Source organism: Clostridium sp. BL-8, assembly GCF_002006495.1.
Lineage (GTDB): Bacteria > Bacillota > Clostridia > Clostridiales > Clostridiaceae > Clostridium.
The window spans coordinates 113,694-138,368 of record NZ_LZZL01000007.1 but is presented as its reverse complement, the minus strand read 5'-3'; the positions used below and the strand labels follow the sequence as shown (position 1 = coordinate 138,368).

The 24,675-nt window shown below is 30.5% G+C and carries 19 protein-coding genes; all 19 read right to left on the bottom strand.

The features are described from left to right. Nucleotides 1–22: 22 nt before the first annotated feature. The 19 genes from recQ to CLOBL_RS03345 all read right to left on the bottom strand — a co-directional run bounded on the left by recQ (nucleotide 23) and on the right by CLOBL_RS03345 (nucleotide 24,604). Complete coding sequence (gene recQ, locus CLOBL_RS03435) at nucleotides 23–1,807, bottom strand: DNA helicase RecQ (RefSeq protein WP_077857737.1); 1,785 nt, start codon at nucleotides 1,805–1,807, stop codon at nucleotides 23–25. A gap of 202 nt (nucleotides 1,808–2,009) precedes the next feature. Further along, a complete protein-coding gene (locus CLOBL_RS03430; RefSeq protein WP_077857736.1) occupies nucleotides 2,010–3,548 on the bottom strand; it encodes an N-acetylmuramoyl-L-alanine amidase in 1,539 nt (512 codons plus the stop codon). 158 nt (nucleotides 3,549–3,706) lie between these two features. After that, on the bottom strand, nucleotides 3,707–4,678 hold the full coding sequence (locus CLOBL_RS03425) for a D-2-hydroxyacid dehydrogenase (RefSeq protein WP_077857735.1): 972 nt from the start codon (nucleotides 4,676–4,678) through the stop codon (nucleotides 3,707–3,709). A gap of 165 nt (nucleotides 4,679–4,843) precedes the next feature. Beyond that, the gene (locus tag CLOBL_RS03420; protein WP_077857734.1) at nucleotides 4,844–6,058 is read right to left on the bottom strand and encodes an NAD(P)-dependent oxidoreductase; all 1,215 of its coding nucleotides are present in this window, start codon (nucleotides 6,056–6,058) and stop codon (nucleotides 4,844–4,846) included. A 68-nt stretch (nucleotides 6,059–6,126) separates the two neighbouring features. Beyond that, the gene (locus tag CLOBL_RS03415; protein WP_077857733.1) at nucleotides 6,127–7,017 is read right to left on the bottom strand and encodes an aldo/keto reductase; all 891 of its coding nucleotides are present in this window, start codon (nucleotides 7,015–7,017) and stop codon (nucleotides 6,127–6,129) included. Between the two features lie 104 nt (nucleotides 7,018–7,121). After that, a complete protein-coding gene (locus CLOBL_RS28440; protein WP_242953780.1) occupies nucleotides 7,122–7,406 on the bottom strand; it encodes an NAD(P)-dependent oxidoreductase in 285 nt (94 codons plus the stop codon). Further along, a complete protein-coding gene (locus CLOBL_RS28435) occupies nucleotides 7,372–7,614 on the bottom strand; it encodes a hypothetical protein (RefSeq protein WP_242953779.1) in 243 nt (80 codons plus the stop codon). The genes CLOBL_RS28440 and CLOBL_RS28435 overlap by 35 nt, the downstream gene beginning before the upstream one ends. A 190-nt stretch (nucleotides 7,615–7,804) precedes the next feature. Further along, nucleotides 7,805–9,130, bottom strand: coding sequence for an enolase C-terminal domain-like protein (locus CLOBL_RS03405; protein WP_077857732.1), 1,326 nt, complete (start codon nucleotides 9,128–9,130; stop codon nucleotides 7,805–7,807). A gap of 324 nt (nucleotides 9,131–9,454) precedes the next feature. Further along, on the bottom strand, nucleotides 9,455–10,339 hold the full coding sequence (garR, locus tag CLOBL_RS03400) for a 2-hydroxy-3-oxopropionate reductase (RefSeq protein WP_077857731.1): 885 nt from the start codon (nucleotides 10,337–10,339) through the stop codon (nucleotides 9,455–9,457). Between the two features lie 64 nt (nucleotides 10,340–10,403). Continuing rightward, nucleotides 10,404–11,303, bottom strand: a complete 900-nt coding sequence (dapA, locus tag CLOBL_RS03395; protein ID WP_077857730.1) for a 4-hydroxy-tetrahydrodipicolinate synthase — start codon at nucleotides 11,301–11,303, stop codon at nucleotides 10,404–10,406. Nucleotides 11,304–11,325: 22 nt separating this feature from the next. Beyond that, nucleotides 11,326–12,465, bottom strand: coding sequence for a glycerate kinase (locus CLOBL_RS03390; protein WP_077857729.1), 1,140 nt, complete (start codon nucleotides 12,463–12,465; stop codon nucleotides 11,326–11,328). A 521-nt stretch (nucleotides 12,466–12,986) separates the two neighbouring features. Beyond that, nucleotides 12,987–13,835: a metallo-beta-lactamase gene (gene bla / locus CLOBL_RS03385; RefSeq protein ID WP_077857728.1), complete on the bottom strand. Its 849-nt coding sequence runs from the start codon at nucleotides 13,833–13,835 to the stop codon at nucleotides 12,987–12,989. Nucleotides 13,836–13,971: 136 nt separating this feature from the next. Further along, complete coding sequence (locus CLOBL_RS03380) at nucleotides 13,972–14,184, bottom strand: alpha/beta hydrolase fold domain-containing protein (protein ID WP_242953778.1); 213 nt, start codon at nucleotides 14,182–14,184, stop codon at nucleotides 13,972–13,974. Nucleotides 14,185–14,604: 420 nt separating this feature from the next. Further along, complete coding sequence (locus tag CLOBL_RS03370; RefSeq protein WP_077857725.1) at nucleotides 14,605–16,539, bottom strand: sigma 54-interacting transcriptional regulator; 1,935 nt, start codon at nucleotides 16,537–16,539, stop codon at nucleotides 14,605–14,607. Nucleotides 16,540–16,649: 110 nt separating this feature from the next. Next, on the bottom strand, nucleotides 16,650–17,960 hold the full coding sequence (locus CLOBL_RS03365) for an SLC13 family permease (RefSeq protein WP_077857724.1): 1,311 nt from the start codon (nucleotides 17,958–17,960) through the stop codon (nucleotides 16,650–16,652). Between the two features lie 339 nt (nucleotides 17,961–18,299). Beyond that, complete coding sequence (locus CLOBL_RS03360; protein WP_077857723.1) at nucleotides 18,300–19,658, bottom strand: enolase C-terminal domain-like protein; 1,359 nt, start codon at nucleotides 19,656–19,658, stop codon at nucleotides 18,300–18,302. Between the two features lie 346 nt (nucleotides 19,659–20,004). Continuing rightward, nucleotides 20,005–21,294 (bottom strand): lactate racemase domain-containing protein, encoded by a 1,290-nt coding sequence (locus CLOBL_RS03355; RefSeq protein WP_077857722.1) that lies wholly within the window; start codon nucleotides 21,292–21,294, stop codon nucleotides 20,005–20,007. A gap of 207 nt (nucleotides 21,295–21,501) precedes the next feature. Further along, on the bottom strand, nucleotides 21,502–22,824 hold the full coding sequence (locus tag CLOBL_RS03350; protein WP_077857721.1) for a gluconate:H+ symporter: 1,323 nt from the start codon (nucleotides 22,822–22,824) through the stop codon (nucleotides 21,502–21,504). Nucleotides 22,825–23,440: 616 nt separating this feature from the next. Then, a complete protein-coding gene (locus tag CLOBL_RS03345; protein ID WP_077857720.1) occupies nucleotides 23,441–24,604 on the bottom strand; it encodes a sugar diacid recognition domain-containing protein in 1,164 nt (387 codons plus the stop codon). Nucleotides 24,605–24,675: the final 71 nt, after the last annotated feature.

Below are 24,675 nucleotides of genomic sequence, written 5' to 3'. Positions count from 1 at the left end.
CTGTTATTTATTTTCATGTGCCTTATTTTGTCATTTCTTCCTCTCCGAATGCCTGTATTATATTTAATATTTCCTTCCCATAAGCTTCAATTTTCTTAACACCAACTCCTCTAATTTCTAATAATTCATCAAAATTTTGAGGTTTACTATTTGATATTGCAACTAAGCTTGTATCAGAAAATATTATATATGGTTTTATGCGCTCTCTATAAGCTTTGTCTTTTCTCCACTTCTTTAAAGCTTCGAAAAGTTGTTTATTTAAAAGAGGTTCCTTTTTATCTAGAATTTTAAATACCACCGTTTCTTGACTTTTTAATAGTTTCATTGATCTAGCATTTAACTTAAGCATTGAATATGTACCTTCTTTTAAATCAACAAAACCTTCATTTAGAAGACTCTTAATTAAATCCTTTATAAATGTGCTGTCATATTCCTTCATTAATCCATATGTAGTTATTTTATCAAGATTATTTTGAACTATCTTTGGTCCCTTAAATCCTTTTAGAATATCTATAAGCACTGATATTCCATATCTTTCTTTAGTTCTAAAAACTGTTGCCAGTATCATCTGGCTCTCTCTTGTAAAGTCTTTTAATTCATCATTATTTAAGCAATTGCCGCAATTATTGCAATAATTCAGTTTACGCTCATTTCCAAAATAATTTAATATATACTTTCTATAACACTCTTTAAAAATACAATAATCAATTAAAGATTGGAATTTTTTAAGTTGAATCTCCCTTCTACTTATTAAAGAGCTTTGGTTTATTATGTATTCTACCCTGCTTATATCTGCCTCACAATAAAATAAATAGCATTCACACCTTTCTCCATCTCTACCTCCTCTGCCTATTTCCTGATAATAAGATTCTATATTTTGAGGAAGAGTAAAGTGTATTACAAATCTAATATTTGACTTATCAATCCCCATACCAAAGGCATTAGTTGCAATTATTATATCTATATTTTCATATAAAAATTCTTCTTGAAATCTTTCTTTTTCTTCATCCTTAAGACCACCATGATATTTACCCACATTATATCCTAAATCTTTTAAATAATAATATAAACTGTCTACTTCCTTTCTTGATGCGCAATAGACTATTCCTGCTTCTCCCTCTTTTTCTCGTATTATATCCTTTAATGTTTCCAGTTTATCTATTTCTTTAAGTACACTTATATTAAGATTTTCTCTATTAATATCGCCCTTATATACATATGGATTATTTAATCCTAAGAGCTTTACGGAATCTTCTCTTACTTCCTCAGTTGCAGTTGCAGTAAAAGCTGAAATCACAGGTTTATTTTTAAGACTGCTATAAAATCGTGAAATTTCTAAATAACTCTTTCTAAAATCATGTCCCCACTGAGATACGCAATGTGCTTCATCTATTGAAATCTGGCAAATATGAAGGTCTTTAATCATATCTCGGAAAATTTTAGATTCAAGCCTTTCTGGTGAAATATAAAGTATTTTATATTCTCCCATTGATGCTTCAATTAATATATTTTTTATTGTATCCATATTTTGAGTACTGTTTATATATGCTGCCTTTATTCCAACCCCAAGCAGATTATCCACCTGATCTTTCATAAGTGAAATCAAAGGAGATATTACTATAGTTACACCCTGCATAATTATTGCCGGTATTTGATAACAAATAGATTTCCCGCCTCCGGTTGGCATAAGACAAAAAGTATCCTTACCACTCAAAATGCTATTTATGATTTCAAATTGGCCTTTTCTTAGGCTGTCAAAACCATAATATTTCTTTAAAGCATAAAAAACTTTTTGTTTAATATCCATACTTGCATTACCCTTCACTTAATAATAAGAATATAATTTGAAACCTTTTTTACAAAAATAACAACTATTAATCTTCAAAAATAACTTTTTTTCTTTAAATTCATACTAGTTATAGTATATACCACATATTCAAAATCTTAAACAAAAAAACAATAGTTAGATTTTCTATATAAAAAACTAACTACTGTTTTATTTGACGTGTCTAATGTAAGTTTTCTGAAACACCTTCTGCAATCGCTTCTGCTATTTTTTGCTGACTATTAGGATCTGCACATCTTGCTGCCTCTTCTGCATTTGAAATAAATCCAACTTCAATTAATATCCCTGGCATCTTAGTATTTCTAAGAACAAATAAACTTCCTACTGCCGCATTAGCATCACTTTTAATACCTCTATTATTTGCTCCAATTTCATTTGCAATCTTATCATTTATTGCTTGAGCAATTTCCTTAGATTTCTCTATTTTATCAGAGTCTAAGTCACCTCCATATGCTGCATCTTTAGGATGTACACTATAGTAGGTTTCAACGCCCTCTGCTGTCGGTATACCGTCAACAGCATTATGATGTATACTTATAAATAAATTTGCATTAGTATTATTAGCTGTATCAACTCTATGCGCAAGGCTTGAACTTAACGAACCATAATTTGGCGTCTCACCTTCATCTCTTGTCATAACTACAGTGTAACCTTTTTTTTCAAGTTCATCTTTTAACTTAGCTGCAATTTGAATATTAAGATCTACTTCTTTATAAGTTACGCCATTTATTGTATATACTGCTCCACCATCACTGCCATAATCATGACCTGCATCTATTGCTATTATTTGGCCATTACCGCCTTCTCTTCTGCCGTCTGCTCCAATATTAAAGCCATTTATTTTAGTATTAGTAAGCATTTTACCTGATTGGTCCAAATAATATGCACTGCCATTATATGTAATCCAGCTTCCTGCTGCCATAGCTCCACTACTTTTTAAGTAATACCATGCTTCTCCTGATTTAATCCAGCCAGTTGCCATTGTTCCATCACCATATAAATAATACCAATTATTATCAGGTTTGATCCAACCTGTTGCCATCTTATGGTCTTGGTTGTAATAATACCAACTTCCATTTGATTTTGTCCAGCCGGTAACTGTACTAGCTCCTGAATGTAAAATCATCTCTTGATATAATGAATTAATTTCATCGCCATATGTAACACTTGGAGCCCACTTTCCATCTAATGATTCTACAGTGGGTGCGACTCCTTTAATTGTTCTGAATTGTCTTTGGTCATATGTATTATCTCTTGGATATCCATCTGCTCCTGCATATAGTGCTAGGTGATCCAAGTGAGCTTGTACGCCTTGATCCCAATTATCAAATCTTATATGAGCATCCTTATCTGTGTCAGACCCACCGGCTGCTATCTTTAACCCACAAGGATTATGAAAACTTTCATCCAGCACGCCACCAAAATTACCAAAATTGGTTTCCTTTGCCGCTTGTGCATAAGCAATTGCCGGATTTACATTTCCATGATCCGAATAATATTTAAAATACAACTCTGCTAAACTAACAAATGTATCTGTTGCTCCTCTTGATTTTGCCCAACTTTTAGCTTGATCAGCAGTAACTTGACTCTTTGATATTATGTTAACATCACTGCTATCTGCCTTTGCTTCCATTCCTGGAAATAAACTTATTATCATAGCAATAAAAATTGCAAGCATAATAAATTTCCTTTTAATCTGCATAATACATCCCCTTTCTTTCCATTTTCCATTTTAGCATAATTATGAGAAATTACAATTGTAAGTTATGTCCAAGCGCCTGATTAGAAGGATATATAGTAAAAAAATTAAGAAGTACCTTTTCAGACACTTCTTAATTTACATTACCTATATTAAATTTTTTATTTATTTGAAGTTCTATAACCTGTTGAAAAATCAACAACATTCATAAGCTTTTCTCCATTAATAAAACTTCTTAAATTTTTTGCACTAATTTTAACTATCTTGTCCAATGTTTCTGGAATATGATATCCACCAGAGATATGCGGAGTAATTACTATATTTTCTATGTCCCATATTCTATGATCTTTAGGAAGTGGTTCTGGATCAGTTACGTCCAACCCTGCTCCTAAAATATGTCCACTTTCTACCAAATCGCATAGAGCCTCTGTGTCCAATACATTTCCTCTTCCTACATTTAATAGAACAGCTCCTTTTTTCATGCACTTTAATCTTTCCATAGAAAACATCTTATAGGTCTCTTTAGTGGAAGGAAGTGATAATGCAACAACATCTACCTTTGGAAGCAGTTCATCTATTTTATCCATTAAATATAATTCATCAATACAATCTGGTTTTCTACTGTTTGATCTTCTTACCCCTATGGTATAAGCTCCAAATGCTTTTACTCTTTTTGCAAATTCTTCTCCAATATTTCCAAGTCCAATTATCAAAACTCTAGAACCATAGATTGATTTAACTTCACCTTCATCCTTCCAAAGATGTAATTTCTGATTATTTCTATAGACATGAAGTTTCTTAAATATTTGAAGAAGTACTCCTATCATATGTTCAGATATTGCTAACCCATATGCACCTGTTGCATTTGTAAGCACTACTCCCTTATTTAATACTCCTTTCTTTATATAAGCATCACTTCCAGCGCTATTTAACTGTAACCACTTCAAGTTTGTTGAATCACTAAGCATTTCTGCAGGTGGATTTCCAATTATTATATCAGCACTTTGAACTATCTTTTTATTCACAGTATCATATGTTTCATATGTATACTTAGCATTAGGCACTGCACTTTCAATTAACATTTTTTGCTTTTCATTTATAGGTAATAATACAAGTATGTTACTAACATTCATAAATTTCACCTTCAATCAATTTTTATCCTAAAGCACCATTTTACCTCTATTTAATAATTTTATTCCTTTATTGAAAAATTAACAATATATATTTTTCTAAATATAATAAAGCAGCACCAATTTTCATAAATTTATGTTATTAAACAAATTGAAAATGTACATATATTATGAGTATAAATTATTTTTTTCTTTTAGTAAATTACAATACCTATCCATGGCTTCTGCAACTACTTTAGCATGTACCACCGCCGCAACTACAGTTTTAGCTCCTGTGACTACATCTCCAGAACTAAAAACTCCTGGTCTTGTAGTATTGCCCTTTTCATCTGCAATAATAAGTCCAAATTTATTAGTCTCAAGCTTAGTTGTATTTGAAACTATATTAGTCTTTGGCGTTTGGCTTATTGCAATGATAACAGAATCACATTTAAATAACTCTTCTTCGCCTTCTACTTCATTATTAGCTAATTTTAGGCCGTCCTCTATAATTTCAATTGGTGATCTATGTAATCTAAATAGAATACCGTCCTCTTTAGCTTCTTCTATTTCTTTTTTAGTTGCACTCATACTATCAAAGTCACCTCTATAAACAATTGTAACTTCATAAGCTCCGTTTCTTTTAGCAGTTCTTGCTGCATCCATAGCAACATTACCAGCCCCTATTATTGCGACTTTCTCACCTAATCTAAAAGTTTCTGGAGATTTTAAATAATCAATTGCAAAATGGGCATTTCCTAAAGTTTCTCCCTTGATATTTAGAGTTCTTGGATTCCATACACCAGTTCCAATAAATATAGCCTTGTAATCTTCCTCAAATAGTCTGTCTATACTCATAACTGGTCCTATTAAAGTATTAGGCCTAATCTTAACTCCAAGTTCAATAAGCTTATCTTCTAATTTGTCAATCAAATGCTTAGGTAATCTGTATTCTGGAATTCCATATCTAAGTACTCCACCAATTCTATCATGAGAATCAAATATAGTTATCTTATACCCTCTTTTAGCTAACACAAATGCAATTGTTAATCCAGCCGGACCACCGCCTATAATTGCAATTCTATCTTTGTCCTTCGGAAGATTCTTAAATTTTCTTGAATTTAAATAAGCTTCTGATATTTCTCTTTCAATTTCATAAAACTTAACTGGTTCACCTTTTATTCCTCTTATACAATTACCTGCACACTGATTCTCATGTGGGCAAACTATTGCACATACAACCGAAAGTGGATTATTGTCAAATAAAATATTGCCTGCTTCTTCAAATCTGCCTTCTTTATACAAAGATATTATTTCTGGAATCGGAGTATTAATTGGACAATTCTCTTTACATTTAGCATTTTTACACATTAAACATCTATTAGCATCATCTAATAACAACATTTTATCTCATCCTTTCATTATACAGTTCTTTAACTTAAACATATTTTTTATCGTGAGTAATTTAATTCTTATACTATATCTAATGGCGCTTTTCTGCTTGGCTTTTTAAACACCTTATCTAACCTCTCAATATCTCTCTGAGATAAAATGATTGATGCCGCCTTAGCATTTTCAACAACATGCTCCATAGTTGAAGCTTTTGGAATTGATATGATGTCATTTTCACGTATTGTCCAAGCAAGAGCTATTTGAAGTGACTTAGCATTATGCTCTTTTGCGATTTCATTTAATAAATCATTTCTCAATATATTTCTTTCTAATGATCCACCTTGAGCTAATGGACAATATGCTACGGTTGGAATATTATTATTTCTTTGCCATGGCAATAAATCAAATTCTATTCCTCTTGATCCTATGTGATATAATACCTCATTCACAGTGCAATTCTCTCCATTTGGCTTATGATATAATTCTTCCATATCATCAGTATCTAAATTAGATACTCCCCATCTTAAAATTTTTCCTTGCTTTTTTAAAAGCTCCATTCCTTCTATAGTTTCTTCTAAGGGTATCCTTCCTCTCCAGTGAAGTAAATATAGATCCAAGTAATCAGTTTTCAATCTTTTTAAGCTATCTTCACAAGCTTTTACAATTGAATTTCTTCCTGCATTATGAGGATATACTTTTGAAACTAAAAAAACATCTTTTCTACATCCATTTATTACATTGCTTATAAGTTCCTCTGATAATCCATCTCCATACATTTCAGCAGTATCAATTAAATTCATTCCAAGCTCTACCCCTAGCTTTAAGGCTTTTATTTCATTGTCTCTCTTTCCTGGATTTTCTCCCATAAACCATGTTCCTTGTCCAAGGGCTGATACTTTTGTTCCATCTCCTAAAATCACTTTTCTCTTTTCAACAAACTCTCTAATCTCTAATATTTCATTATCTTTCATTTAAACTTATCCTTTCAATAATATTAATTGGGATAGGCAACGCTTAAAATAACCTCTAAAAAAATAACTTTCCTATTATATAGCCACATACAGATAATTCACAGTTACCTGTTACTCAAAATTCTATATCCTGTATTGAAGTCAACAATATTCATAATTTTTTTATCGCTAGTATAGCTTCTCAAATTTTCTGCACTTTCTGCACTTATTTCAACAATTTTTTCTAAAGTTTCTAGAAGATGATATCCTCCTGAGATATGTGGTGTAATTATTATATTTTCTACATCCCATATTCTACGCTCTGCAGGAAGTGGTTCTGGATCAACTGCATCTAAACCTGCTCCTAATAAATGATTATCCTCTACTAAATATATCAGCACTTCCAGCATTATTTAATTGCAGCCATTTTAAATTATTAGAGTTAACGAGCATTTCTGGCGGAAGATTTCCAATTATTATTTCTGCCTGCTCAACGGTTTCTTTATCAACATCTTCTTTAGATTTATATACATAACTTGAATTTGTTGATACACATTCTATAATTTTTCTTTGTCTTTCATCTATAGGAAATAATACAAGTATATTATTTCCTTTCATGATTTCACCCTCAATCAATTTTTTATATAATAAAAACATGAATTTATTTTTTATAATAACTTCATGTTCCTATTATTGGTTAATTATTTCATACAATTTATTTCTCATCTATGATAATTCTTAGATAAAATAAACTATTTATTATTTATGGCTAATATTTAGTATTTAAGTATATCTGATTATTCTATAACTATCTAACTAATGAAGGACGCTTGTTATCAAATTTCCAACCTGGAATTAAGAATTGCATTCCTTCTGAATCATCTCTACTTCCAAGGTTCTTATCAATATATAATTGATGTGCTTTCATGATTTGTTCTCTATCAATTTCAACTCCAAGACCTGGCTTCTTAGGTACCTCTACATACCCATCTTTAATTTGTAATGGTTCTTTCGTTAATCTATCATATCCTTCTTGCCAAATCCAGTGAGTATCAATTGCTGTTATATTTCCTGGAGCTGCTGCAGCTGTGTGCGTAATCATAGCTAAAGATATGTCGAAATGATTATTTGAGTGTGATCCCCAAGTTAATCCCCATTCATTACATAATTGAGCTACACGTACAGTTCCTTCCATAGTCCAGAAATGACAATCTGCAAGTGGAATATCTACTGAATTTAATACTACAGAATGTCCCATTTCTCTCCAATCAGTATTAATCATATTAGTAGCTGTTGGAAGTCCTGTTGCTTTTTTAAATTCAGCCATAATTTCACGACCTGAATATCCTTTTTCAGCTCCACATGGATCTTCACAATAAGTTAAAATTCCATGCATATCTTTACAAAGACTGATTGCTTCTTTTAATGACCATGCTCCATTTGGATCAAGAGTAATTCTAGCATTTGGGAAACGTTCTTTTAAAGCTTTTATTGCTTTAATTTCTTCTTTTCCTTCTAATACCCCGCCTTTTAATTTAAAATCAGTGAATCCATATTTTGCTTGTGAAGCTTCAGCTAATTTTACAATACCTTCTGGTGTCATAGCTTCTTCACGACGAACTCTATACCATTCTTCAGAAGAATCTTCTTCACTTACATAAGGTAAAGTTGTCTTTTTTCTATCTGCAACATAGAAAAGATATCCTAACATTTTTACTTTATCTCTTTGCTTACCATCCCCTAGTAATGCACAAACTGGAACCTCTAAGTACTTTCCTAACAAATCAAGTAAAGCAGTTTCTATAGCTGTAACTACATGAATAGTTGTTCTTAAATCAAACGTTTGCAGTCCTCTCACGTCTGAATCATCATTAAATTCGTTTCTTATTTTCTTTAAAGTATTTCTATAATCACCAATTGATGATCCTACAACAAATTTTTCTGAATCTTTTAATACTTTATATATTTTTTCTCCACCTGGAACTTCTCCAACACCTTCATTTCCACTGTCATCTGTTAATATAACAATATTTCTAGTGAAATATGCTCCATGTGCTCCGCTTAAATTTAATAACATGCTATCATGTCCTGCAACTTGATAAGCTTCCATTTTTACAATTTTTGGTGTAGCCATTTTGTTCACTCCATCTCTTTTTATTATTTTATAATAATAATTTTAGTTTTTTAATTATTAATGAAAATTTTAGTAGTTTTTGATACTGATAAGATTAATTGTTTAGAACTATAATCAGCTAAAAAATAATTACTCAGCAGCATAGTTTTATAATTAAAATTGTAGTATACATATCTTTTTTAGCACTTATAATTTTTATTAAATTGAATAGTAATACTGAATTTTTAGAGATAGGAATTCTAGTATTACTATTTTGCATTAGTCAAGGTAATTAAGGTATTTGTTTGAGTCTTTAATATTATTTAATTCTGTATTAAATATTTATTATCTATGAACTTCAGTGTTCGCTAATTTTTCATAGTATTTTACTAAGCTTGAGTGGTCTTCCATTTCATGTCCATCAACTTTTAAGAATTCCATCATTTCACGTACAGCAGTTGTTAATGGTAATGGAACTCCTACTCCATGAGAAGTTTCTAATACGTTATTTAAATCCTTTATATGAAGATTGATTCTGAATCCTGGATCGAATTTTCTATCCATAATTAAAGGTGCTTTTGCATCTAAAACTGTACTTCCAGCAAGACCTCCTCTGATTGCATTGTAAACAAGTTCTGGACTAACTCCAGCTTTTTGAGCTAATACTAAAGCTTCTGATACAGCTGCTATATTTATAGCTACTATAGTTTGATTACAAAGTTTTGCTATATTACCAGCGCCAATTTCTCCAACTCTTACTACTGAACCAGCCATTGCATCTAATATATCAAAATATTTATCAAATAATTCTTGCTTTCCTCCAACCATAACAGAAATTGTTCCATCTATAGCTTTTGGTTCTCCTCCACTTACTGGAGCATCTAACATTTCAACACCTTTTTCAGCTAGTTTTTCAGCAATTTCTCTTGATGCAAGTGGTGCAATTGAACTCATATCTATTAATGTTAATCCAGTGTGTGCACCTTCAATTAATCCACCTTCTCCAAGTGCTACTTCTTTAACATGTGGTGAGTTAGGTAACATTGTTATTACTACATCTACTTTTTCTGCTATTTCCTTATTACTTGAACATACTTCTGCTCCAAGTGCAGCTAACTCTTCTGTGGCAGCTTTGTTATAATCATTAACAACCAATTGATAACCAGCCTTTGCTAAATTTTTTGCCATAGGCTTTCCCATTATTCCAAGTCCTATAAATCCTATTTTCATTTTAAAATCACTCCTTAATTGTATTTATTTTAATCTATAATGTTATTTATTTAATTTTTATAAATTATTTTATATTGTAAACTTCTAATTCTTTTAGAACTTGAGCTAATTTTTCACGGTTTTCGCTGCTCATTGGTCCTACTGGTTTTAATGCAACTCCAGCATCAATTCCAACCATTCTGAGTGCTTCTTTTATAACTCCTGGAAAAGTTCCTAGTGCATAAGCATCTCTTAATGGTTGTAATTTATTTTGCAATGCTTTAGCTTCTTCGTGGTCACCTTTCATAACTGCATTATAAATTCCTACAGATATCTTAGGCGCAACATTTGCACTTGAAGCAATAGCTCCTTTAGTTCCATTACATAAACCATGATAAATAAATGTATCTATACCACATAATACTGAGAAGTCTTCTCTATCTTTTGTAAGTTCTAAATATTTATCCATTCTTTCAGAACTTCCACTACTATCTTTTATACCTATTATATTTTCTACTGCTGATAATTTTAAAGCAGTTTCTGGCATTATTGAGTTATGAGCTCTACCATCACATCCATATAAAATTACTGGCATTTTTACTGAATTTGCAACAGACGTATAATGCTCTACTAATTCTTCTTGAGTTGGTGAAATAAAATATGGAGTTATTACTGAAAGAGCAGAAACTCCTCCAACCTTTTCTACCATTTGTGCAGTTTTTATAGTATTACTTGTTGTTATTTCACCAGCTCCAGCATAAACTGGTACTCTTCCGTTTACGTGTTCAACTGTCACTTCAATAACTCTTTGCTTTTGTTTATCTGATAATCCATATATTTCTCCTGTACTTCCTAAGACAAATACTCCATGAACACCAGCTTCTAAAGTATAATCGATGACATTTTTCAATGCACCTTCCATTAAATTCCCTTGCTCATCTAAAGGTGTTACTAAAGCAGGGATAATTCCATTAGGTTTAAACATACTAATTACTCCCATCTTTTATTTATTTTCTTTCATGAACCATATATAAATTTATTATTCTGTAGGCTGCTTCTTTTACAAGTTCTGAAGCATTCTTAATTGCATCATCTAATGTCATTGGTTTGTCCATAGTGCTAAATATTCCATCAAAGCCAACTTCATACAATGTATCAGTTCCTTCACCTATTGAACCAGCAATAGCAATTACCGGAATATTATTTTTATTTGCTTCACTTGCTACACCAAAAGGTGTTTTTCCAAACTTAGTTTGAAAATCTATTCTTCCTTCACCTGTAAAGACTAAATCTGCGTCTTTTAATTTTTCACCAAGTCTGCTTTCTCTGATGATAATATCTATCCCACGTTCTAATTTAGCTTTAAGCACTGCCACAAGTGCAGCCCCCATGCCTCCTGCCGCTCCAGCTCCAGGAACGTTAATAACTTCCATATTGAAATTATCTTCCAATACTTTTCCATAGTGGCATAAATTATCATCTAAAACTCTCATCATGTCCTCATCGGCACCTTTTTGTGCACCGAATACAAATGATGCTCCATTCTCACCACAAAGTGGATTTTCAACATCGCAAGCAACCTTTATATCGCATTCATAGATTCTTTTATCAAATTGTGACATATCAATTGTATGCAAGTGATTTAATTCAATTGCACCATCTTTAATCTCCTTATTATCCTTGTTTAAAAATTTAACTCCTAGCGCTTTTAACATTCCAGTTCCACCGTCATTTGTAGCACTTCCACCTATTCCAATTATGAAATTTTTACAGCCTTTATCTAATGCATCTACAATTAGCTGTCCAGTTCCAAATGTAGATGTAATAAGTGGATTTTTTTCATTTTCATTTAATAACGGTAATCCAGATGCAGCTGCCATCTCTATTACAGCTGTTTTCTTATCACCTAACAAACCATAAAATCCTTTTACATTTCTCATAAGTGGATCTTTTACTGTAACATTTACTATTTCTCCATTTGTAAGAGATACTAAAGACTCAACTGTTCCTTCTCCACCATCTGCCATCGGTACTTTTTCAATAACAAAGTCTCTATCATATTTTCTTAATCCATCTTCTATAGCATTAGCTACTTCAAGAGCTGTTAAACTCCCTTTAAACGAATCTGGCGCTATAACTATTTTCATAATTCACCTCCTGCCATATTATAATGATAAAATGTCGAAAACTCTTTTCTAATATTTTGTTGAATATATTATCTAAATAAATCATCGTATTCTTAGAAAACACCAAATTATTTACCTATCAATATCTTCATTGATAACTTTTACACAAGTTAATTATACTTAAAATAATTTTAGCAAACAATGTGCACTGCATATAAATAATATGCTTTTTTTATTTCTTTTTTTGTGCATCTTACATAACTAATATTGATTCAAAATTAACATATTTATCTCATTATTTCAGCGCTAACAGAACAATGCCCCATATTAACATTTCTTTTACTATTTTCATATGCCTTAGTCGTTCTTTGGATCCGCCATAAACTCAAGCATTCACTGAATTAAGATGAATTTGTCTGTTCTTATATTTATTATCTTCAATTTTAATAAGATAGTTCTTTTGAAGAGTATTAAAAACCTAATCATTTCAATTGACCTAACATTTATTATCTGTTAAGGTAAGCCATATTAAATGTATTTTTCTAATTGTTTAATTTAGATGTTTCAATTATCTTCTTTATCATTTCAATTCTTCTATCTATAAATTTTCCCCATACGGTTTCATCATAAAATGGGTTGAAGGTATCAGTAATTTTATCTATTTGAGCCAGCATATTAGTTTGATTTGGATGTGAACCAAGGGTAATATCAATTTTCATATCTCTCACCTTTAAAAGACCATTTAAAAAGTCTTCTCTCATGGAAATAGGCCAATCATTACTTTGAATAGTTTCATCATCTAATGTATTTAATCCTATTCCACCATGCATTCCACAGTGATATACTTTGCCATCATCATCTTTGACCTCAAAAAAGAATGATGTAGTTCCTGGTGTATGTCCTGGTGTATGAAGAGTATTAATTGTAATATCTCCAAGTGTAATTGATTTATTATCATCATAATATTCATCTGGTTTAAAGCTTCCAAAAGGGTACCCTTCTGTGTAGATTAAATCTTGTCTTTCTGTTAAGAAATACTCATCTTCTTTGCCCATATATAGTTTTGCTCCAGTATATTCTTTAATCGGACGCAATCCTCCACAATGATCATAATGGGCGTGGCTTAATAAAATTATTTTTATATCCTTAGGATCGAATCCAAGTTTTCTTATACTTTCTAGTACAAGATATACCTGATTATGCATAGTTGTATCTATAAGTATTAGTCCTTCACTTGTTTCAATTAAATATGCTCCTACCCAGCTATTCCCTACATAATATGCATGTGGTGCAACTTTAAAGGGTTCTACTGATGCTTCCCATGGCCTCTCACAACCTTGAATAAGTAAATCTCTTGGATTAGTTAATTTAGTATTTATATTTTCCTTCATAAAAACCTTCCTTTCCAAATTGGGATAAAGCGAGTTATTACTTTATAATGAAAGTTTATCTGTTAACACAACGAGTTACTTTAATAAAAAATAATCCAAAGTATCTCTCATCCTCGCTTATAAAAACACTCTAAACTTATATGTTATAAAATCCTTCTTTAAGAGTTCTTATAATCAAATTTTGACCTTCTTCAAATTTTTGCTGACAATTTACAACAAATCCATGTTTACTATTTAAAAATCTCTTAACCTTTACTTCTACACCGGCTTGTGCCATCATGATAGCATATTTTTCTCCTTCAGTTCTTAAGCTATCATATGCTGCTGTAATCACAAGCGCTGGCGACAAGCTTATTAACATTTCTAAAGAAAGTAATTATAACAAAACCAAAGCTTCATCTCTTCTTGGGATAAACCGTACTACGCTTTGGAAAAAATTAAAGAATACAACATTGAATGTAAATCAACTATTATATAAAATAAAAACCTTGTATGATAAAATAATCAAAAAATATTTTAACTCTACAAAATAATAAGAATTCTTGCTGTAATAAATTCAGCAGTATTTAAATTTTAAATACTGCTGAATTTATTTAAGTATATATCAGTGTACTATATTTCTTTTAAAATTACTTGCTAACTTTAATAGTTTCTGATTAACCACTTTCACCCCATCTAGTATTTCTACAATCTCCTGTGCAGCCATAACTTGCTCATGAGTTATTGTTTTACTTTGTTCAGAATTTTTCAACAGTTTTGCTAGCTATTATTAAAAATTGAATGTATTTTCAATGTTATACTTTTTTATTTTACGCCACAATGTAGTAGTGCTTATGTTTAATTCTTCTGCTACTTTTTGCCGTTTGCCATTGTATTTTTCTAAAAGTTCTAATATTTTTGCAGCCTCATAATTTCCATATACAACTACTCTCTTTTCTTCATTAGCTACCCTACCATCGTTTTTATATAAATTATTAGTATAAAACTCTAAATTAGCATTCACAAAATCTTCATTTATTACTTTTTGCTGAGATAATATTATTAATCTTTCATAGAATTTTTTTAATTGAGTCACATTCCCATACCATGGATAAGAATTAATTACTGCCTTTGCCCCTTCTGTAAAAATCGCATACTTTTTATAAATAATATTATATTCTCTTATGAAATTATCAAGTAAAGTTATAATATCTTCTTTGCGCTCTCTTAAAGGAGTTATATTTAATCTCAAAACATTAAGCATGTAATACAATTCTGCATTAAATTTACCTTCTCTAACTAATTCAGCGAGATTCTTAGTTGATGTACATATTATCCGTACATCTATTGGTAACACTTTATCGTCACCTCTTCGTACAATACAATCTTCCTTTAAAGCTCTAAGAAGGTTTGATTGTCCATACTTATCTAATTCTGATATTTCATTTAATACAATTGTCCCAGTATGTGCTATATCAAACATTCCTTTTTTTATTATTGTTGAAGAATGTACATAGTTATTCTCTAAGTATCCATATAGTTTATTCTCAAGCTGCTCCGATAACATAGATGTACAATCTACAGCTACAAATGGATTAATCTTTCTTAAACTTTCATTATGAATACATTGTGCAAACATTTTCTTTCCAGTTCCAATTTCACCCATAATTAAAATTGGTGAATCATATTTTGCATATAATTTTGCAAGAGTTTTTAACTCGTCTATCTTAGAAGAATTTCCAATTATATGTTCAAAATTACTTTTTGCAATATATCCTTTAGCATATAATTCTTTTCGAATTTGTGATTCCAATTTTTCTATCTTTTTAAATTCTTGTAATGATATTATTACCCCATCTATTTTCTTATCAATCATAATAGGAGCGAGATTAGCTGCTAAAGCTAAACTTTCATTTTGTAGCAAAGTTGAATATATCTCTTTTCCATCCTTTAACACCTTTTCTATTAGATCTTTGCTAATTGCATCAATTACTTCTGTTATATGCTTCCCTATAATTTCTTCTGACCCCTTTTTCAATATTCTTTCTGTAAGATAATTCACTAATACAATTATACCTTTATCATTAAGTTTAATTATTCCATCAAAAGAATAATCCAATATAGTCTTAAATTCTGCAGTGTTTTTCTTTTCTAATTCACTTGTATACACAACTTTTTCTGCTATTCTAAAAGCTTCTCTTATCGAATCCTCTGTAGATTTTAAAAATAATGTTGGAATTTTATGCTTATTAGCATATGCATTTACAAGCTCCCCACCAATTATAAAATCAACATTATCTTTTACTGCTTTTTCAACTGCTATTTCAAGTTCCTCTCTATACTTTACAAAATATTCTTTTATAGTAACGTTAAGCATTTCATCAAATACTTTTGTTGGCCCAAACATATTACTAGTACCAACAATTGCTATTACTGGATACTTCTTTTGTAGAATTTCTTTAGCTTTATAAACTAGTTGACCTATTTCCTGGCCTGTAAGTACTATTTCAACAACTGGAGTATTTATTTTCTCACTGATTGACGTTGCTATACTCCCTCTAGCAATTATAACATTTGTGCCTTCCTGAACTGAATTTCTTGCTTCAGTTAAAGCATTTTCAGGAGATACTATCTTAGTTTCTACATCTGTATCAGTATTTTTAATTATTTTCTTTGCTTGTTTTATCATGTCATCTGTCAGTGCCAAAAATGTTATTCTTGCCATTACCTTAACCTTCTTACCAGAACTTAAATGATTTATAAGTTTTAATTTATAAATTTTATTATTTTCATTTTACAACAAGTCTAAAATATCAATTTTATTATATATGCTTCTTATATGAAAATACGAAATACCATCCCTAATACTACCCATATAATAGTCAATATCCAGAATAATGGAAATGAAAATTTTACATAATCTGCAAGTTCAGTATGATCTGCTAAATCACAAGCTAAATAAATCTGTGGCTGTGCAACTGGTGAAACCATAGCTCCGATGTTCATCATTAACGCAAGTACAACAAATTCAGTTGATACTCCAAATTTAGCGCATATTCCTGCAACAATTGGGATTAAAGCATAATACCAAGTGTCGTTTGTAAATATAAACATAAGTGGTGCACCTATAAGCGCAATTATTATGTAGACCCAAGTTCCAAGTCCATTAGGAATAAAGTTAACTAGCACATTAACCATTTGGTCCATCATTCCACTTTCTTGTAAAACACCAACAACTACACCTGATAATAATACAGCTGGAGCAGTTGGATATAATTCTGCTGCATATTTACTTAATAATTTATTTTGCAATTTTAAATCACGATAGTTTATTGAAATTGCTATTACTAGACCTAAAGCAAACATAAAGTAATTTGGAACTTTTACTACTATCAATCCAACTACCACTAATATTGTTAATATAAGATTCGGCCAAAACATTTTAGGACGTGACAGTTCAGTTTCTTTAAACGCTTCTTCTAATTCTCCATTATCTAATTTGCCATCTGCAAGTCCTGCTCCATTCTTCATTTGAATTTTTGCTAAAATTACTGCAAGTATTATAAGAATTAAAAGGTAAGCAATTTGTATTGGAATTAATTTTACAAAAATAAAGTTTGGTGCATTCTCTATAGATTTTAATAGGCTTGCCCCTCTTAAAGTTCTTGCATTCCATGGTATAATATAATCAAAACACATTCCTGCTGAACATAAGAACAGCAATACCTTAGGATCCATTTTTAACTTTTTATATAATGGAATTAATAGTGGTATAGTGATTACATATGCTGAAATAACTGACCCATCTATTTCTATTATTGTTGGAATTATAACTGATATGATTGCAAGAGTTATAGGATGTAATTTTGTATGCTTTAAAAGCCATTTAACTATTGTGTTAAAAAGACCGGTATCATCCATTAGTTTAAAATATGGCAATGAAAATAACATTATCATTGTAAGCGAAAGTGTTAAGTCTAAACCTTTAGAAATGTACTTTGCTATATCATTTAAAGATGAACCTATTAAAATTGCTCCAATAATAGGTATAACACCAAAAGCTATTAATGTACTAACTTTCTTTTTTAATAAAAGATACGTAATTATTATCATCATCGCAAAACCTATAAAAGCTGTATATGTCATTTTTCTTTCCCCCTATATTGTTATAAATTTAACAAAGTGTTTCAAAATCGTTTTCAAGAAGTATCCCCCCCTCCCCCATTACTTGAAACATTTTTACTTAATATAATTTAATGTGAAAAATAATTTTTTCTTATATATAAGTTCTAATTACAATCCTATATTCTAATTTATAAATTGATTCTATAAAAAGTTTCAAAGGAATTTCATTGTTAATTTTCCTTATGACACCTTAGACAGCATAAGTTGTACATTATTAATCAGAACTTATATATTGTTTTTATTCTTTTTAATTATAAAAATTCTTCATTAACATATATCTCTTTAATTTAGTAAATAAAATCATCTTACTAAAGCTGGTCTTTTCGAATCAAACTTCCAATCTGAAATTAAATACTGCATAGCCATAGCATCATCTCTGTCATGATTGCCCATCTTGTTATAAAGTTCATTTGCTGCCATTACCTTTTCCATGTTTAATTTAACACCAAGTCCTGGCAATTTAGGAACTTCAAGATATCCATCTTTAATCTGTGGTGTATTTTCGCATAGATTCTGTCCATCCTGCCATATCCAATGTGTATCAAGGGCAGTAGGTTTGCCAGGTGCTGCTGCTGCAACATGAGCAAATACAGTTAATGTAATATCAAAATGGTTATTTGAATGAGACCCCCAAGTAAGACCCCAGTCATTTAAAGTTTGTGCCATTCTTACACTTCCATTCATTCCCCAAAAATGAGGGTCTGCAAGCACTATATCAACAGACTTAAGTGCTGCTGCATGATAGAATTGTCTCCAGTCTGTTGCAATCATATTTGTTGCTACTGGAAGGTTTGTTGCATTCTTAAATTCGCACATAATCTCACGACTGCTGTATCCACTTTCAGGTCCACACGGATCTTCAACATAAGTAAGGATATTCTTCATATCTTTACATAAATGTACAGCTTCCTTAAGACTCCATGCACCATTTGGGTCAATATTAATCCTTCCACTTGGGAATTGCTTTTTCAAGGCTCTGATTGCATCCATTTCTTTCTCACCCTCTAAAACGCCGCCTTTTAACTTGAAATTTTTAAATCCATATTTTTCTTGTAGTGCTAGAGCCTGTTCCACAATTTTATCAGCTGTAAGCATTTCAGTGCGACGCATTTTAAACCAAGGATCTGTACTACTACTCTCATCTAAATAGGAGAGTTTTTTTGCTTTTTCTTTATCAGATACATAAAAAAGATAACCTAACGTTTCAATTTTATCTCTCTGTTTTCCTTCACCTAATAATTCACACATAGGCAGACCAAGATACTGACCAAGTAAATCTAATAGTGCACATTCAATTGCCCATTCAGACTTAACAACAAACTTTAGCTTGCTAATATCTAGGGTTTGAATTCCCTCTCCATCATCACCTTCAGCTCTTGGAGCACCACTTGCTACTTTGTGAATATTGTTCAAAATCGAACGATATGCTCCTACTTCCTTGCCAACAACTAGTGGTATACAACTTTCTAATGCAGCACAGGTATAATCTCCACCATGGATTTCTCCAATTCCAGTGTGACCTGCATTATCAGTTACGATTACAAGATTTCTTGTAAAAAATGGAGCATGCGCTCCACTCAAGGTCATTGACATACTATCATATCCTGCCACAGGAATAACTTTCATTTCTGTAACAACTGGTGATCCTTTAATATCCATATATAATTTCCTCCATACTATATTATTTTAAGATTAACTTTAACAACAATTATTATTAACTATATAAGTTGCATTAAAGACCTTTCAATGCATATTTTGCATTTTAGTTTATTAATAACTTTGTAATATAACGACATTATTGCAACATATATATTAATTATATTTAAGTAAATATTGTACTACAATTGTTTACATGTACTTAAAACATTAATTTTCAATAAAAATTTCACCACCATTGCAAATATTAAAATAATACTTGCAATATTTATATTTTCCATTTCATTTATTTCATACATAAAATACGTGCTCGTATAATTTTATAATTAAAATTAATATTAACTCTCTTCTAAAATAGATTTCCTTCTTCATCAAATTCTAAATACTCGGGTTCACTTTCTATAACTAAATCAGGATAATTTTTTACTTCCTCATAATAAGCTTCTGACAACATTATGTGTTCTATATGTAAGCTGTTTGGTATTCTTACTATTCTCACATTATCCTTATTAATATTTACACATGTTCTGATACAAATCTGTATAGCCTCCTTATCACTGGCTACAACACAAGGAATTCTTGCTGATTCTAGTACCGTACTAGTAATACAATTAGGATACATTTTTTCTAAATCTAATTTATCAAATATTCTTTTTGTTATAGCACTTGCAAGCCCAGTGCCAAGACCATTTCCATGAGATTCTTCACTTAAACTTAGCATTGCAGTTCTTTGTACCTTTACTCCACCAGAAGCATATTTAGTAGAAAATGTTCCTGTAATATTAGGGTCTACCCCTGTGCCACTATAATTCTTTCCTATTTCATCAACCACAAGTACGTCACATTCTCCAACTATAATATTAGGCATATTAGCAAAGGCTTCTTGAAGTAATTTAGGCTCTTCTTCTGCAATTTCGTCTTTATTAACACCTACGATTTTACAAGTTTCATCAAATGCATTTTCTATGCATGGTATTGCAAAAAGAATTGGTGCATTTTTAATAATTGCATTTCCGATGAGAGGTATATTTTTTGCAATATTATTCATTCCTTGTGAGTGTACACGCTCAGCCCCAACTTGTTTTCCTAGACCTACAGCCATCATTTTCATTATTCCACTTTCATATTTACCTCTAAATGCATTATGTGGTTTTATTCTACAAGAAATAACAATTCCATCTGCTTCTGCTGCATTCTTATCTATAAATACTTCTTGCCCCTCTTCTGTGCATCCAATCATTTTCACTTCCATAGAAGATTTAATTGGACATCCTAAATATTCTTCTGTTATTCCATAACCATTTAAAACTTCAATTTGTCCTTCTGCTGTTGCTCCACCATGGCTCCCCATTGCAGGTACAACAAATGGTTTAGCTCCTCTGCTTGCTATAAAGTCTGTTACTGCTTTAGTTATTATTGCAACATTAGCAACTCCTCTACTACCAACAGTAACTGCAATATTCATATCTGGTTTAATTTGATCAGCAAATTTTTCTTTAGATAATTCTCTTCTTACTTCCTCTGCTATTTCTTCTGGCTTAATGACAGGACGAGGAAAAATTTGTCTCACTTTAAACATCTTTGGTATATAAATATTTTCTAATAATTTTGATACTACTCCACCTTTTTTAGGTTCCATTTTAATTTTTCCTTTCTTTATACAAATCTAGAAGTATTTTATATTTTAAGTATAACTGTGCCATAGTAATTTTTACTTCATACTCTACCAATTTTATTCTTTACTATAATTTTCTTTAATAACTTAATAAAGCTTCCACTCACTTTATAGATAAACTACAAACTCATGATGTGGAAACTCTATTGTTTAACTTATTTAATTTATTGCTTAGAAGAAATTACTTAATACCAATACACCAATTAGTCCAAATACCGATAAAAGACATGTATATGGTGTTCTTACTTTTATAGCATCAACAACAGATAGGTTGAAATATTCTTTAAACATCCAAAATCCTGGGTCATTAACATGTGATGCAAACATACTACCACATGATGTAGCTAAAACCATTAACTCCACACTAACTCCTGATGTTCCTATCATTGGCAAGATTATACCAGCTGCTGTACTTATAGCTACTGTTGCTGATCCAACTGCTGTTCTTACCGCTGCAGCAATAACCCATGCTAATATTAAAGGTGAAATATTTAAACCACTTGTTAATCTATTAACAGTATCCCCTATCCCAGCATCAACTATTACTTGTTTAAATGCACCTCCAGCACCAATTACTAATATTATCATGGCAATAGCTTTTACTGAAACACCTAAGGTTTTCATTACTTCTTCCATCTTTTTACCACGAGCAATACCAAGAGTATATGTTGCAAATAAAACAGTAAGTAATAATGCAATTGGAGCATCTCCAATGAAATTAATATATTTTAATGCTCCTGAGTTTTTAGGTAATATGAATCCTGAAAATGTTTGAATAGCCATAAGAATAACAGGAATCAACGCAGTAAATACACTTATTCCAAATCCAGGTAATTCATCTTCCTTGAACCTTTTTGTAGATACTAAACCTTCAGGAATTGAAGCTTTTACACTTAAAGCCCATTTTGATTTATTATAAAATAATTCTAAAATTATTATAGATGGTATAGCAATCAAAAGACCTAATAGTAACGTTTTACCCATATTGGCTCCATATGTTGTAACAACTAGCGCTGGACCTGGATGAGGTGGTAAAAATGTATGTGTAATTGATAATCCAGTAACTACTGGTAACCCAGCAGACATTAATGGAATATCCATTTCAACAACTACAGTATAAACTATAGGGATTAATACAATAAATCCTGCTTCATAAAACATTGTAATACCAACAATAAGTGCAGTTAATAACATTGCCCATCTAGCATTTTTCTTCCCAAACTTGTCAATAAGCGTCATGGCAATACGGTTTGCAGCACCTGAGTCAGATAACAACTTACCAAGCATTGCACCAAAGGCAAGTATAAGTATTAAACTATTTAACTGACTACCTATTCCTTTATACATAGATGCTGTAACCTTATCTAAAGGCATTCCTAACATAAGTCCAATAACTAATGAAACTAATATTAACGAAATAAATCCATCAATTTTAAATCCCATCATTAATATCAATAATAACAATACACCAAAAGCAACTGTAACTAGTGCCATGTTGATCTCTCCTTCGTAATTTTATTATATACATATTTAAACTTTAATTAATAAATAATATTCATTTTTTAAGTTGCACTAAATTTGAAAATTAACACATCCTTTATTATTTGTCAAAACCTTGTATATTGTGCTGGTTGATTAGAACTCATTTTATTTTCATAATTTTTCGCAACCGTTTTCTCTGCGCGCATCTGTTACTATAAATTCAAGAAAATATAAACTATTTTGAAAATTCATTAATCATTTCTAAATAATTTACACTTACATTATCATATTTTTAACAATATCCTTCAATATTCAACTGCACAAATATTAACCGTTTTCAATGCTTTTTTTTCATCAAAATGCATAATTTTATTTTTTTATTTATCATAAAGAATTTTGTAATAATTTAACTTACATACACAGACTTCTGTCATAATAAACTTTACTACTAATAATGCATTTCCTTTGTATTATTAGTAAAAAATAGTATATTATAATCTAAGAATAAAATTAATTATAGATTAGCAACCTTGCTGTAATAGTCAGTATTTTAGCATAAAAGAAAATATCTTGTGACTGCTTAAAAACAATTACAAGATATCTTCCTAATTTAAATATTTCTTAATTATTAGACATTATACTCAGTGTCCATTTCAAAATTAATTATAGCACTATAAAGCCAAAACAAATCTGTATATTTTCTTGGATTTCTATCTGTCAATTTATATATTTTATCCAAACGGTAACTTAAGGTATTTCTATGAATGAACAATCTATTCGCCACATTATTAAGTTCTCCATTTTCCTCTATCAAAACTTTCAGGGTTGCTCTTAATGCTTTGCTTTTATCATTTTCAGCTATTAACTTATATGTATCCTCCAATTCATTAACTTTCCATTTGGCATTATTTTGAAAAAATAACATATCATACTTTAAGGCTTCAAATATATAAATATTATCTTTATTATGCATCTTTTTCCCAAATTTCAGAGTTTCCTTCGCAATGTCAAAAGATTTATACATTTCTAACAACTTATTATATATTTTTCCTGTTGATATTTTTGTATCAATGCTAGTTTCATCTTTTATTTTAATACTTACTTTTTTTATCTTTTCTTCATATTCTTGATTTTTATTACTATGCTTTGAACATTTATGCAATAATACAATAGTATTTGAATTCACTACAGCTGCTAGTGATTCTTTAAAAGTTCCCTCTAAAATATTTATTATTCTACTTGATATAGTTAAATCATTTTGGATTGAACTGTTTTCAATTTCTAATTCAAAAATAATGATAATCATTGGATGATCATATGGCAACTTGAATTTTTTTATGTATTCATCTAACAGAATAACTGAATTAGGTTTATTATATATTAGTGCGAACATCATTTCTTCTTTCATTCTATTATTCCACTCTAATTCCTTCATCACATTTTCTTGCTCAATCATCATTTCGGCTGTCATTTTAATTAACTTAGCATATCCCAAAACTTCCTTAGGCTTTCCTGTAATACCAATTACTCCAACCACGCTATTTTGAAATTCTATTACAATGTTAGTTCCTTGATGTACACCATTTAATCTCTTACTTTCATTTTCACTAACATTAAATTCTGATTTTCTTTGCAATGCAATTATTGCACCTTCATGAATAGTTCCAATTCTTTCTTTATCTCCTGATGCTATTATGACACCGCTTTCATCCATTATATTAATATTATAATTAACGACACTCATAGTTCTTTCTACAATACTTTTAGCCAATTCTCTACTCAACAATTCCATTTATACAAGCTCCTCCCTTTGTTATAAATACAAATAATAATAAAAGGCATAGAATCTTTCTATACCCTTAT